Source organism: Natrinema gelatinilyticum (assembly GCF_024266705.1).
Taxonomy (GTDB): domain Archaea; phylum Halobacteriota; class Halobacteria; order Halobacteriales; family Natrialbaceae; genus Natrinema; species Natrinema gelatinilyticum.
Genome location: NZ_CP100757.1, coordinates 1100994 through 1113802, shown reverse-complemented (window position 1 = coordinate 1113802; position 12809 = coordinate 1100994). Strand labels below are relative to the sequence as shown.

The 12809-nt window shown below is 55.8% G+C and carries 11 protein-coding genes and 3 pseudogenes; 3 read left to right on the top strand and 11 right to left on the bottom strand.

Going from position 1 to position 12809, the window contains the following annotated elements; genetic code table 11:
* Positions 1 to 142 precede the first annotated feature (142 nt).
* Positions 143 to 613, top strand: coding sequence for a MaoC family dehydratase (locus NJU76_RS23290; protein ID WP_254532826.1), 471 nt, complete (start codon positions 143 to 145; stop codon positions 611 to 613).
* 224 nt (positions 614 to 837) lie between these two features.
* On the opposite strand, the gene NJU76_RS23285 is transcribed toward NJU76_RS23290, so the two are convergent.
* From NJU76_RS23285 to NJU76_RS23275, 3 genes are all read right to left on the bottom strand, one after another.
* Positions 838 to 1608: a methyltransferase domain-containing protein gene (locus NJU76_RS23285; RefSeq protein ID WP_254532825.1), complete on the bottom strand. Its 771-nt coding sequence runs from the start codon at positions 1606 to 1608 to the stop codon at positions 838 to 840.
* Positions 1609 to 1622: 14 nt separating this feature from the next.
* On the bottom strand, positions 1623 to 2171 hold the full coding sequence (locus NJU76_RS23280; RefSeq protein WP_254532824.1) for an OsmC family protein: 549 nt from the start codon (positions 2169 to 2171) through the stop codon (positions 1623 to 1625).
* Positions 2172 to 2466: 295 nt separating this feature from the next.
* On the bottom strand, positions 2467 to 3276 hold the full coding sequence (locus NJU76_RS23275; RefSeq protein WP_254532823.1) for a helix-turn-helix transcriptional regulator: 810 nt from the start codon (positions 3274 to 3276) through the stop codon (positions 2467 to 2469).
* Between the two features lie 214 nt (positions 3277 to 3490).
* On the opposite strand from NJU76_RS23275, the gene NJU76_RS23270 reads away from it, so the two are divergent.
* A complete protein-coding gene (locus NJU76_RS23270) occupies positions 3491 to 3988 on the top strand; it encodes a winged helix-turn-helix domain-containing protein (RefSeq protein WP_254532822.1) in 498 nt (165 codons plus the stop codon).
* A 548-nt stretch (positions 3989 to 4536) separates the two neighbouring features.
* Here the strand turns inward: NJU76_RS23270 and NJU76_RS23265 are convergent.
* The 6 genes and pseudogenes from NJU76_RS23265 to NJU76_RS23240 form a co-directional block, all read right to left on the bottom strand.
* A pseudogene (locus tag NJU76_RS23265) lies at positions 4537 to 4758 on the bottom strand (IS4 family transposase); the annotation flags it as partial.
* Positions 4719 to 5423, bottom strand: a complete 705-nt coding sequence (locus NJU76_RS23260; protein ID WP_254532821.1) for a polysaccharide deacetylase family protein — start codon at positions 5421 to 5423, stop codon at positions 4719 to 4721. The gene NJU76_RS23260 and the pseudogene NJU76_RS23265, both read right to left, overlap by 40 nt.
* A 148-nt stretch (positions 5424 to 5571) precedes the next feature.
* Positions 5572 to 6312, bottom strand: coding sequence for a WbqC family protein (locus NJU76_RS23255; protein WP_254532820.1), 741 nt, complete (start codon positions 6310 to 6312; stop codon positions 5572 to 5574).
* A gap of 424 nt (positions 6313 to 6736) precedes the next feature.
* A pseudogene (locus NJU76_RS23250) lies at positions 6737 to 7561 on the bottom strand (IS5 family transposase).
* Positions 7562 to 8111: 550 nt separating this feature from the next.
* Entirely contained in the window at positions 8112 to 8639 is a 528-nt protein-coding gene (locus NJU76_RS23245; protein ID WP_254532819.1) for a DUF7342 family protein, read from the bottom strand.
* A gap of 72 nt (positions 8640 to 8711) precedes the next feature.
* Positions 8712 to 8994, bottom strand: a pseudogene (locus NJU76_RS23240) (hypothetical protein); the annotation flags it as partial.
* 553 nt (positions 8995 to 9547) lie between these two features.
* Here NJU76_RS23240 and NJU76_RS23235 point away from each other — a divergent pair.
* Positions 9548 to 10498, top strand: coding sequence for an AAA family ATPase (locus NJU76_RS23235; RefSeq protein WP_254533935.1), 951 nt, complete (start codon positions 9548 to 9550; stop codon positions 10496 to 10498).
* 478 nt (positions 10499 to 10976) lie between these two features.
* Here the strand turns inward: NJU76_RS23235 and NJU76_RS23230 are convergent, their stop codons facing one another.
* Complete coding sequence (locus NJU76_RS23230; protein WP_254532818.1) at positions 10977 to 11471, bottom strand: DUF7519 family protein; 495 nt, start codon at positions 11469 to 11471, stop codon at positions 10977 to 10979.
* Positions 11468 to 12700: a DUF58 domain-containing protein gene (locus NJU76_RS23225; RefSeq protein ID WP_254532817.1), complete on the bottom strand. Its 1233-nt coding sequence runs from the start codon at positions 12698 to 12700 to the stop codon at positions 11468 to 11470. Before NJU76_RS23225 ends, NJU76_RS23230 begins: the two co-directional genes overlap by 4 nt.
* Positions 12701 to 12809 lie beyond the last annotated feature (109 nt).

The window sequence follows — 12809 nt, the reverse complement described above, 5'->3', positions numbered from 1 at the left end:
CCGCTGAAGTGAGGTTCTTTCGGGCGGTATCGAGAAGCTGTGACATGAAGTGTATTCGTGAGTATGATCGATTCCATCGTCCGCGGAATTTCCCGGCGGATACACTGACAACACCACACAGCCCATGATCAACGGATACAGAATGTCGTCGGAAGAACCCCCGAACCTACGACACTTCGAAGACCTGGAAATCGGCCAGACGTTCGAATCTGGCAGTCACACGGTAACAAAAGAGGAAATAATCGAGTTCGCCGAACAGTACGACCCGCAGCCATTCCACGTCGATGAAAACGCAGCTCAGAAATCCGCGTTCGAAGGACTCATCGCAAGCGGCTGGCACACGGCAGCAATCTGTATGCGAATGTTCGTTGATGGCTTTCTCGACAATGTGGCGAGCGCCGGTGGGCGCGGCGTCGATGAACTCCGGTGGCATACCCCGGTTCGACCCGGTGATGTACTGTCCCTCCACGTGGAAATAATCGAGAAACGCTCTTCAGAAGGTGTTCCTGGATTGGGACATGTGCATGCTCAGCTCAGTGGTTTCAATCAGGACGACGAACAAGTCATCTCATGGGTACTTTTAGGTATGATCGAACAGCAGAAATCAGCGTGAATCACTAAGCCAGCATCGGTTTTACTCGTCTCGAAAGACGTTGCGTCCTGCTGAGCGGGTTGTATTCGAGAATTCGGAGGCGTTCGCAATCGCTCGCTCGATCGTTTTCTCACTGGAGGTCGATCCATCGGCATAGTGGACTATTTGACCTGACCAATTCTGTTATCGATTTCAAGGTACGGAGATCGGAAAATGAGTTCCACTACGGGCCTAAGTGCCATCCTCTATTGTTTTCGGGCACCGACAGAGATGCTCTTTACGCCGTACTTCTGACACGCTCCAAGCGCTTGCTCTGAAATGAACTCGTACTGAGGGTTTTCCCTGACCTCGATCACCTCGAACCCCGCCTCTTCGACGAGGTTAGTGTAGTCATTGATTTGCATTGCCCCGCCGATACACGCCGCCCAAAGGTCGGCGTTGGTCGTGATGCTGTCGGGCATATGGGTCTCACTGAGGATGTCGGAAATCGCCAGTTGCCCTCCAGTCTTGAGGACGCGATTTGCCTCCTCGAAGACGCTGTCCTTCTTCGCCGAGAGATTGATGACACCGTTAGATGTCACGATGTCGAACGTCTCATCATCGAACGGGAGCTCTTCGATGTAGCCCTTCTCGAAGGAGACATTTTCCGCCCCTGCTTCATCACGCAAACTTCTTGACTTCTCAAGCTGTTCATCGGTCATGTCAAGACCTGTCACGCTCCCAGAATCTCCGGTGTGAAGCGCGGCGAAGAACGCGTCCATCCCCGACCCACTACCCAGGTCGAGTACGTCATCGCCGTGGTGCAGGTCAGCGAGGTCGAAGTGGTAACCTACGCCGGCGAAGGACTCCACTGCTCGTGCCGGTACCTGATCAAGCTCCGTGGGTGGGTAGCCGAGCTTCTCTGCCAACGGTCGGCCCATCTGGAAGTGGAACTCGCCATCGGGCGTTTCGGCGACGGCCCGATAGACACCTTTGACTTCGCGCTCAAGTTTCTCGACATTGAGTGTGTTAGCCATTCTCGATCACCTACTTAGTTGACTACCAAGTCCGTCTCAAGGGTGACTTGGTTAGCGATGTTGTCCATCAGCGGAGAGGTGCTCTCGACGCGTTCACGGAGTTCGGCGAGCTCCTCTTCGGAGGCGTCCGCATCGATGTGAACCGTACAGGTCACAGAGTCGTATCCCGCGCGGACGTCCTCAGAGATCCCGAGGAATCCCCGGAGATCCACGTCTCCTGTGAGGTCAAATCGGAGTTCGTTGAGTTCGATGCCCATCGCGGCGGCGTTTGCCGCGTACCCTACACTCAGACACGATCCGAGGGCGGCAAGCAGAAGTTCGACGGCGTTAGGCGCGGTTCGCTCACCGAGAATTTGCTCTGGTTCGTCACCTTCGACAGTAAACTCCTGTGTCGTGATTGTCTGGCCAGCTTGATCGAAATCGTCGATCTTCGTCACGCACTGGAGGGAATCAGTCCACTTTGTACGGGCGCGGAACTGGAACTGACCGACGTCCGAATCTTCGGTAATCGCTTCGACTGCTTCGCCAAGTTGCTCAACGTTGACTCCGTTACTGATAGACATTCTGTATCACTCCTCTCCGATCGTGATGCCGGTTCGTCGTTCGCTGTTGGTGCTGTGCTTCCCCGCCAACGTGTGTGGATACATCGTCATTTTCTCTCATACCTTCCGGCAAACTCGAATAAGCCGTCGGAGAATAGATAGGCATCTACTGGTGCCCTGGCGAAAGTTGCGGCCATTGCAGCCGTTGGCATGTGGTCATTTGCTGCAAGTGATCGATCGTTCTCACTTCTGTTGTAATCGCCGCTGCGGTAGTCGTCACTAGAATTATCTGTTGGCGTATATTGAAACAGGGTGACTACTTGGCATTCGACTCAATGGCAATAGTCGGTACCTCTCGCCGATAGGAACGGTAGACAGACTCCGCCCACTCACATGCTTCTGTCGAATCAGTATCGAGAAGGGCTTCGACCGTCCCTCTGTTAGGGTTGTAGCCGCTGATTGCAATTCGACCATCGAATATCCCTATGCCGTAGTGCGGCAAGCTGTCGTGAACACGAACAGTAAGATTACCACTCGCCAGAGTTTCCTCGAATTCCTTGGGATACGATGAGCGGATATGATTGACGACGCTCGGTGGGCCGATAATCTCCGTGCACATCCCATCAATAATTCGCTGACAGAGCTCACTCTTACACGGGGCAATGAGGGCAATGTCGAAGCCCGCAAATCTCAACTCGGTGGTCTCGCCGAGAAGGTCGAGGAATCGGTCGATGGGCCGATAGGGATCAGCGACATCGCCGATGGTGATTGTCGCCTCAGCGCACATATCGACTGTAAATCCGCTTTCGGCATCCGGGAGTAAGTGCCAGATGTCACGCAGCAGTTGTTCGACTTCGACCCGATCGACAAATTCCCGCATTCCTGTGGCAAGGTATGACCCCAACGGTGTGGCCTCGTAGTGTGCCCCTTCCCGGATGATCCATCGTCGCTCTTCGAATTCACGGAGTGTGCGGCCGATTGTGGACTGTGACACCCCCGTCATGACACGGAGATCCGTCCTGCTCTGTGGCCGCCGAGCAAGCGCAGCGAGTGCCGTGACACGGTGCTCCGATCGCGCCAAGAATTCGATATCGTTAAGTGGCGATATCGGTGAGACCGATCCCATGGTATGAGTTCGCGTACCATTGATATAGGCATTCTGGCGACGGAGACTGATAAGAAACTTCCAAATGGACGGTGCATCCGAGAGTCAAAGCCGTTCCATACGTAGATACAGGACAACGATGGCACACAGAGACAGTGCCATCCTTCCGACGATACCTCACGTCAACACGTTCGACGGGTCGAAGTTATGCCAGACTTGAGCAACACCCACCAGCATGAGTGAGAAACCGAGCATCTGGCTCTGGATCAATATTCGCGCAGCACTCCAGCGCGGGTCGAACATGACGACCCCGTTGATGACGCCGAAGAGCGCAAACCACCCCGCCAGAACTCGTGCCGTTAATCGGGAGACTGTCCACGGTCACGCACCGATCATTCGTGTACTGTTTACACCGGGGAGGATGTCACTGGACATGCAGCGAGCGATCGGTAACGAAACCCGCTTTCGGATTCTCCATTTCCTCACCGAAACGGGAGCTCACAGTGCGAAAGAACTCGAACAGGGACTTGACCTCCCGTCGAACGCGCTTCACTACCATCTCGATGCACTCATCGATGTTGGGCTCGTCGAGAATCGAAAACGGAAGACGCCCGACACCGAAGGCCTCTACTCGTACTATCAGGTCACCTCACTCGGTGAAGGAATACTCGAACACGGCGTCCGAGAGCTGATGGGCGAGGAGTGGAACCTCCTCGACGCGTATAACGACTAGCAGGAACGTCTCCGTCGTGGGTCGATGATACCGACGATCGCGTTGAGGTGGACGCCAAGTCGGTCCCAGTCAGCGACCGGCGGCCGAATTGATCAACCACGCCCTCTCACGACTATCGGTATCCTCGGGAGCAGCAACGAACCTCGAGTGCGGCGAACCTCAAGGTTTATTGTCTCTCTGTGTGACTGTTCAACTGCCTGGGGACATGCCTTTGCGGGGACAGTCTCGAGGCAAGCGGTGGGTCTCTCCCCCCGCGGTTTGTGATATCTCTGTTGGAGCTAGCAGTGGCGACTGCGAAAAAGAGAGAGTTTCTACAGCAAGTCACCCTTCAGAAGGTGCATAGCAGCATAATACCGATAGATTATCTCCTTGTTGGTGTTTTCTTCCGGTAGCACTCGGTCGCAGACAGTGTCGCCACACCGTCCACACGAGAGTGCGACCGGGACACCTCGAGTCCAGCACTCAGTGAGTTTGTTGGTGATTTACTGTTCGGTTGGTCCTTCGGTTTCGAGAAGTGCGTTCATGGCTCTCAGTAGTATATTGATTCCGCTCGACTGCTTCCCAGCGTATGGCCGTCGCTTGAACGTAATCTCCACGGTCACGTCGATGAACTCTCGTATAAGATCACCCAGAACGTCCTGGAGGCGACGTCCTGGTACGGAAATGGCGCGGGCGCGCCATTTCCATCGCTTCCCGACAATCAACGGGTTCACGTTCGCCTTCAGCCGTGTCACGAAGAAGCCGTTGTTCTCTTCGACCAACGCGAAGCGGTGAATGTGCTAGACGGCATCTGGTCGGTCCAGTCACCATACTTCGGACCGATCGAGACGAGTTCGTTGTACATCTGCTCGTTCACCGCGGCGAACTCCTCATCTATTACAGTGAGAAATCGCTCGATCGGTGGATTGTGCTCTGCTGCCCACCAGACTGGGTGCGTCAGAACCTGAAGGACGTCTGCCATCCCGAACCTTGTTATTCTCTCAATCGGTGCTCCCTCACGCCACCGGCCGGCGGAGTCGGAGATGTACGCCGACATCAGGTCCCAACTGTACGCGTTGACCATTCCAACTATCGTTGATGGCCCCTCGAGTACTCGGTCCACTGGTTGATGGAAAGAGAGTGATGCAACAGGCCCGATGCCGATCGATTCCAGCTGCCGTCGTGCGTCTTCGATCTGCTTCGTTTCTGCAAGAGAAAGACCGCTATCGATGTTCGCTTCCCCTTCCCAGTCATCGGTTGTTTCCCAGTCCAAATCACAATGCAGGCCGATTTCGTGTCCTAAATCTGTGATCTCGAACAGTTGGTCTCTCGCGTCATCAATGTCGTACAACGGCGTATCAGGTATGACCATGTACGTCGACTGAATGCCGAACTCATGTTCGAATTTCGCCATTTCGACCGCCCGTTCGACGCATACGTCGATGTCGTGTCGCATAATCGCCACACGCTTCCCGTTCGAACGGCAGTCGGGGTACTCCGAGAGCGTACAAACCTCGTAGTTCGTCCAGAGCGTCCGGAGCAGTTTCCGGTAATAGTCATAGCTGAAGTTTTCAGCCCACCCATCTGGCGTCGCCGTCTTGACACTACTCATGGTTGGTTACCGAGTGGAGGAGGTCGGACGTGCCGTCTACTCCGACGTTCATGAGTACGTCAACGATCGATAGCTTCGAGACGAAGTCGCCGAACCGCTGTTCGTACTGCGGGTGCTCGATGGACTGATACTCGAGGGTGATGTCCGCTGTCTCGAACTGTGTGTGATCATTGTACGAGCGGGCGCCCGTACCGGAGAAGTACCGGTCAGCACCGAGTTCAGTACAGAGCCTGACAATTCGCTCGCTGCTTGAGGCATCGACGTCGAGTTCTGACGAGCGGACGAACCTGCACTCGAGTCCGAGCCGATCCGCGAGTTTTCGAACGAGATTGATGTTCAATTCGCACAGCGATTCCCACGACTTTGCGTATGCCTGTGCGAATAGATCGTTGATTTCGTCAAAATTCTCGGCTTTCCCGTAATTTTGTTGCAGGCTCTTTTCGTGGCTATTGCGCCAGCTATCGTTGGCGATCACCATGTCTGCGATCGATCCATTAGATCCGTGAACAGGAACTGTGAGCCATGTCCATCCGTCGGGGGTCTTGATCTTGTTGCGATTGATCCAGGAGTTTGACGTGTACTCGACCGTGTCGAGAAAGACAAAGACATCACAGCGGTAGATCTTTTGAAAGTAGCCGATCCAGGGTAGGTAATTCGGCTGGTGGATAGCGACGGTTAAATCATCCGACTGATCACTTCGTTCATCGAAAATCACTCGGTCGAGCGCGCTCATCGGGAACCACTCCGTTGTACATGATTGGAACGATCAGCAGGGATGTTGCAAGTCGCGAGGCGGCTACTCGGGTGACGAGCGTCAGGGAACGCTGAGATACCACTCGTCGTCCCCCCTCGACGTTCAGTAGCTATGTCCAGGTGAATGGAACGAGTCGCGATTAGTCTTTTCCGATTATAGTCTCGGTCTTTTTTCAGTTCCATTGGTGATACAATCGAAATTGATAGTCACGCTAATATTGTTAATAACCCAAGAATACTCTATAAGCGAAACATATACGCAGGTATCATTGAATTACTAGCAAAGGGCACGCCTGCCGCTATGAACGAGGCGAGAGGTAGTGTCATCAACTGTTGGTTTGAAGTCTGATCTCTATATTAGAGGGTCCATCTATCTGCCGTGTTGAATAGCTACTGAATCATAGTTAAAGTGGCTCACAGAGCGGTTCTATATTGGCGATGGCGAACATGAGGACGATCTCACGAAACTGTCGATACCAGCCCAGCGCTCGCACGGCGTCGCCGAGCGAGCGCTTCGTCGTTGAGTAGGAAGTTTCGGCCATCCAGCGCTGTGAGTAGCCTTTTGCCCGGATGAGCGCGTTACGTCCTACCGTGAGTGGTCTCGATCCACGTTGTAAGATGAGCGGTTCGACACCGAGCGCATAGAATTCGTACTTGGTGTGCCAGTTGTGGAAGGCTTTGTCAGCCGAGACGGACAGCAGGTCGTCCGCGTTCCGGCGGACGACCTGCGGCCCAGTCTTCGTATCGTGTTTCCACCGTGCTGAGATATGCACGTCGAGAACAGCGAGTGAGTCTACATCGGTTAATGTCGTCACTTTCAGCGTCTGCACGTCACTTCCAGACCGCTGGCGGTAGTACGAGGAGGCTGAGCGGCAATCGAAGAACGTACTGTCGAGAGCTGCGTGACCAGACTGCGGGTGTTGCTGCGCTGAAACGCGCAGCAACGCCCGCCACACCCACATTTTGAGACGGTCGAACGATTTGTAGATCGTGGTGAACTCAGGAAGATCGTCTCGGTCTAAGCCGAGCACATCACGAATCTCGGTCATGTACTTCAGCCGATTCGGCGTTTCACGGTAGCTGTGGCCGTCTTCGAGCCGGAAACAGTGCAGAACGACGTGCACCTAGCGGGCGAACCCGCCGCTGGCGGGCTCGCCCGCGTGCTTCCCCAACGCTTGTTTGGCTAGGTGGCGACACTGCTCAACGAAGTCGAGGAGATCGACTTCCATAGGTCAGAATCGATTTCCTCGGCTTCGCCCTTCTAACCCGTGATATCAGCCGATTGGATCGCTATTCAACACGGCACTAAAAGATGGATTTGGCGATTACTCGAAAGACATTGCAGCGAGCTTCTCTAGTAGACTTTGTAGACGAGTTTCGACAACTGATAGCGGATGCGCATCCAGAAACGCAGCCTCTTCTCGCTCCACTGAACCATCCGGATAATCGATCTGAAAGTGGCAGTGGCCTAAGTCCGTGTGAGTATTATCCTGATGCCATCCGCAGGAAAAGCCACGTTCTGGTTCGACCCACTGAATCCAATAGTGGTTCCAGTCCTGACGGAATATGAATTCAATTTCGACTCGAGCAGTTGTCGACCGATACGAGTAATCAAGAAACCGTTCAACGTCAACAACGGCATGAATCTCGCGAGGGCGGTTTCGAGAGGGAAGATACTGGACGTCGGAAAACTCCGACTGCGTACTCAGCCGCTGGTGAATCCGCTGATAGACACGTCGCTTGTCGTATGGATTTTCACCGCTAGTGAACCGTCCCATCTCAATCGGCGTGCTGAGGATAACTTGAATTTGAACCGTAATCCTGTGCTGAAAGATCGTCGTATAGCCCAAGTGCGTTGGTGAGTAGCTGACGATGGTGCTGATTTTCCTCCCAATAGGTGATCACCTTTCGTCGATCGCGGACCTCTTTTGGAGGGAGCTCTTCTCCAAGTGATTCCTCGAGCTCATGGAGAGAATTGATGTCGTATTCGCGCTTCCACTTTGCAATCTCCGATGCGATTGCCTCAAGTTCGTCTCGAAGCTCGTCTTTCGTATTCTCGACGACAAGCTCTTGGATATGGTCGAGGTACGCTCGCATTGGATCGATCCTGTAGCGCGTATCGCCGTCTATCTCCACGGTCGTAAGCTGGCCTGCATCAGTGAGATACTCGAGTTGGGATTTCGTCGTTTCCCAGGATCCAACCTCTGCTTGCTCTTTGATCCAGTTGACCGACCTCGGCTCACGAAGTGTGAGGGCAACGGCTTCGATCCGGTCTCGAGCAGTCATCGCTTCAGTCCAGTCATCCATGGTCTTGGGAGTAGATAGGGGATTTATGCACTTATAGCTTGAGAATGGTTCGTGATATCCGAGAGGCAGAGGTTAGCGAATGAACGTCCCATCTGGGGCTGGGACCAGTCCAGTCCGAGTTTCGAGATCGACACGGCGAAGATGCTTACAGCCATCGTCGGGTTGGCGCTGTCCGAAATCAGGGCAGGTGCACGTTCCTTTTCGACGTCGACTACTACGTGCTCCCACTTTCACTGAAGACGTCGTAGACGGGTCCTTGTTGGACAAATTGATCCTCCATGTCTTCGGAAAGCGCACGGCGTGTTCGTAGGTCGTCGGTCGAGTAGCCGCCTGCCTCGAGTGCGGCCGGTGGCTGAATTACCTCCACAGAGACCCTCTTCAACCCTCTGAAACACCCGAAATTGAAGGATGAAATCGCATTTATAAGCAGAGGTCACTGAACGGCAAATAGATAAATCACCAGACTGCGTCGGTGTCGGTGCTACTAGGCTGCTAAGCGGTGAATTTGGTCGTTCTCGGAAGGATTTGCCGTACTGCGATTTCTGGGGATACGACACATACCCGGTAACTTTATTTTGACCGAACGTTTGGTCAATGGCGCTGGGATTCCCAGTTGGCCCCAGTCCGCCGTCACTCCCCCCACCGCGATACTCTGAATCCCGGCCCAACGTCGGAGTGGAGCCATGGAACCGAACGCTTCCCGGAGGTTTGGAGGGCCCCTCCAGAGCGTTTGGCTCCTTTTCAAGAGAACAGCCAAACACGATACGCGATCATAGAACTCATGCTCCCAGTATATCGACGCAGAACGATGAGTGGATCAGAACCTGTACCATGATTATGGACATTCATGAAGCCAATACACGCGCGATCACCGCACGGACGACCCGCTGTCCGGTGGTGACATGACGATGGATATCGAGGAAGCAACTGCCCACTGTGATTCAGTTCTCACAGAGGTCGAACAAGCGGTTATCGCTGACCGGTCGTTTCTCGAAACGGTTCTCCTCGGCGTACTCGCGCGGGGGCACGTCCTCCTAGAGGACGTTCCGGGAACAGGCAAGACACTGACCGCCCGAAGCATCGCCACGGCGCTGGGGTTGTCCTTCTCGCGCATCCAATTTACGCCCGATCTCCTTCCATCGGACGTTACTGGCACGCACATTTTCAACGAGCGTGATCGGAGCTTCGAGTTCAACGAAGGACCGATCTTCGCTAACGTCGTTCTCGCCGACGAAATCAATAGAGCCCCGCCGAAAACCCAGAGCGCACTCTTGGAAGCGATGGAAGAACGGCAGGTAACTGCCGACGGCGAGACGCGAGAACTGCCGGACCCCTTCTTCGTCATCGCGACCCAGAACCCAGTCGAACAGGAGGGGACCTTCGCCCTCCCCGAAGCACAAATCGATCGGTTCGCCGTGAAAGCTAGTATGGGCTATCCCAGTTACGATGGCGAGGCTGAACTCCTGTATCGGCGTGCGAGCCGCGAGGAACGCAGTCCATCCGTCGAGTCAGTGCTTTCGCCCGACCACGTCCGGACTGTCCAACGAGTCCCCGAAACGGTGCGCGTGGATGACGATCTCATCACGTATATCCTCGACATTAGTCGAGCAACGCGCGATGATCCACGGGTCGCGGTCGGCGTTTCGCCACGTGGCACACAGCGATTGTTCGAGACGGCACGAGCGCGGGCGGTCATCGCCGGACGTGAATACGTGACGCCGGATAACGTGAAAACGATCGCTCACCCGGTGCTTGCCCATCGGCTCGTCTTAACTGCTGACGCCAGGGTCAACGACGTCCAGAAGACCACGGTAATCGACAGCGTGCTCGACGAGATACAGGTCCCGACGGTCGAGTGAACTACCCTGCCCTACCGCGCTCGGGCTTACCCAGCCCTCGCTTGTTAAGGACAGGGCTTCCTGCTTCGGTGTTGGAACGTGCAGGGAACGTCCCCACAGCGTCCACAAGACGCGGAGCGTCTCGTGCGGCCCGGCAGAACGCTGTTGGCGTTCTGCGGACGGTTCCAGACTCCACAGGCGGCTTCCCTTGACAGGTGGTTCGAAGTGTCCCACTCCTACCGGTTCGACACTCGGCCACAACCGACGATGCACGCTTGTTGTCGCGTGTGAACACCGCCGAAGGCGTGGTGAGTATCTTATTACCACCTTCAACCGAAGAATAATAAAGGTGCCGATTCACACGAAAACAAGACGTGCGGGCGTTGTCTCCCCTCCCTGCTCGCTTCGCTCGCTGCGGATAGCGCGGGACCGTCGGTCCCGCTGACCATGCGAACGGCATCGCCGTGAGCAGAAGGGGGCTTAGCGCCCTCAATTACAGCTAACCGAGCGCCTCGACTAACAGGACGGCGGCGATCAGCAAGAAGACGAGAGCTGCGACTGGCTGCTCACCAGTTCCGGTCCGATAGAGCCCGTAGCCCATGCTCGCCGTGACCACGCCGACAACGCCGCTTGAAGTCATGTGGACTGCCTCGATGCGTCTCGTGTCGGCGTCTCGACCGAGATGTTTACCGATGCTGATAGCGCTCCCCCCAACGTCCCACGCCAGCACGCTGAACGTGACACTGACGAGAACCGGCACGACCGGGGCACTCTGGATGCCGGCGATGATTCCTCCCATGAACAAGCCGAACGTTCCAATTGTCACTGCGGAGTTCGCCCCACGGACGAGCCCGACGGCGAGCAGTAGCACCCCTCCCGTTCCGACAGCCAGAGCAGGCCACGAATAGAATCCGCTCGCCCCTAAGGCGACGAACGCGGCGATTACCGAACCCCAGCTGCTAAGACGCGCTGGGGCCCGAGGAATCGTCTTCATTGTGACCACCGTTCGTTGTAGCGGGCGAGCGCAACGTCTACCGTTTCGTCCCCTGGCCAGTCGATAACCGGAAGATCACGGCTCCGAAGCGCCGAAATCTGGAGGGTTCGTGCGACTCGTGAGAGTCGGTGACTGGTCGTCCGGTCGGCGGTCGGATCGGGACTGATGATCGTGACGGGATAGCCGTATTCGTCGAGTCTTCGAGCGAATCGACCGCTATATTCATCACAGAGCGGAGTGAGGAAAATGACCTGCGTTCCGGGGGAGAGCCGCTTGCGGAGCTGTTTCCGCCAACGAACCATCGCCGAGCGACTCTCCGTGGGGACCGAGGTCAACGCAGGGTGGGTTGCGAGGAGTTCTCGTGCCTCGAGTCTGTGGTCGACACCGGAATCCGGAGCGAGCCAACATGGCTCAGAACTCAATGCAGTGATCCCGACTTGATCCCCCGAATCGGATAAGGTTGTGAAGAGCTGTCTCGCAGCATCGACGGAACGATCGACCGCGTGCGGTATATGTGGCTCCGGCGAGACGTATGCCGTCTCTCGAGCATCGATCACGATGACCACTGTCGCGGCGCGTTCTTCGCGAAATTCGACTGTGGTGAGTTCACCCGTCCGCGCCCGGCGGTTCCAATCGATACGACTCATAGTATCTCCAGGTCGATACTCCCTGGTGGCATAGAATTCGATTCCGTCACCGCCGATAGGGGTTTCCACACGACCCACGTACTGGGTGGCTTGTTCTCGAAGCGGAACAGGTTCTGCCAACGTCCGGAGCGGGGGGATACATATTAGTGTAGTCTCTGCAGGGAGGAACCGTTCCTGTTCGATCGCGGTGGTCAGGTCGCGTGCCACGAGGGCGGTTGGCCCAAAGGTGTGAGCGCCTCGACGAGCCGTGATCGTATACGTGAACGTTGCACTCTCCCCCGACCGAAGGGCCGTCCCAAACCGCGGTGAGCCGTTCGTGACCGCAAGGGCTTCGGGGACGCCATCGATGAGTCGGAGATCGGGGAGAAATCGGTCGCTCTCGTTCGTGACAGTGACCGTTACCTCGACATCGTCGCCTGGCTCCGGCTGATCGGCACTGAGCGTCCGTTCGATAGACACACTGCCGGGTGGAAGTGCCGACGAGCGGGCGTAGGCAGCGAACCCGATGCCGACGACACCGGCAAGCAGTACCGCGGGCTGTTCGACGAGAATACCGACGCCGATCCCGACGAGTGCAACCACGCTCACACCTCGCCAGTGCCCCGTGGAATGAGACTCACGGGCGACGATATCCTCTGTCTTGTCGTCGAACTCGTTGCTTTCGTCTATCGCTGTGGAGAACTGGGTCGGA

Bases quoted from the DNA above. Each gene is read 5' to 3' on its own strand.
- NJU76_RS23285 (WP_254532825.1), bottom strand. From the start codon at position 1,608: ATGGCTAACACACTCAATGTCGAGAAACTTGAGCGCGAAGTCAAAGGT.
- NJU76_RS23270 (WP_254532822.1), top strand. From the start codon at position 3,491: ATGAGTGAGAAACCGAGCATCTGGCTCTGGATCAATATTCGCGCAGCA.
- NJU76_RS23230 (WP_254532818.1), bottom strand. From the start codon at position 11,471: ATGAAGACGATTCCTCGGGCCCCAGCGCGTCTTAGCAGCTGGGGTTCG.
- NJU76_RS23290 (WP_254532826.1), top strand. From the start codon at position 143: ATGTCGTCGGAAGAACCCCCGAACCTACGACACTTCGAAGACCTGGAA.
- NJU76_RS23245 (WP_254532819.1), bottom strand. From the start codon at position 8,639: ATGGATGACTGGACTGAAGCGATGACTGCTCGAGACCGGATCGAAGCC.
- NJU76_RS23235 (WP_254533935.1), top strand. From the start codon at position 9,548: ATGGATATCGAGGAAGCAACTGCCCACTGTGATTCAGTTCTCACAGAG.
- NJU76_RS23280 (WP_254532824.1), bottom strand. From the start codon at position 2,171: ATGTCTATCAGTAACGGAGTCAACGTTGAGCAACTTGGCGAAGCAGTC.
- NJU76_RS23275 (WP_254532823.1), bottom strand. From the start codon at position 3,276: ATGGGATCGGTCTCACCGATATCGCCACTTAACGATATCGAATTCTTG.
- NJU76_RS23255 (WP_254532820.1), bottom strand. From the start codon at position 6,312: ATGAGCGCGCTCGACCGAGTGATTTTCGATGAACGAAGTGATCAGTCG.
- NJU76_RS23260 (WP_254532821.1), bottom strand. From the start codon at position 5,423: ATGCGACACGACATCGACGTATGCGTCGAACGGGCGGTCGAAATGGCG.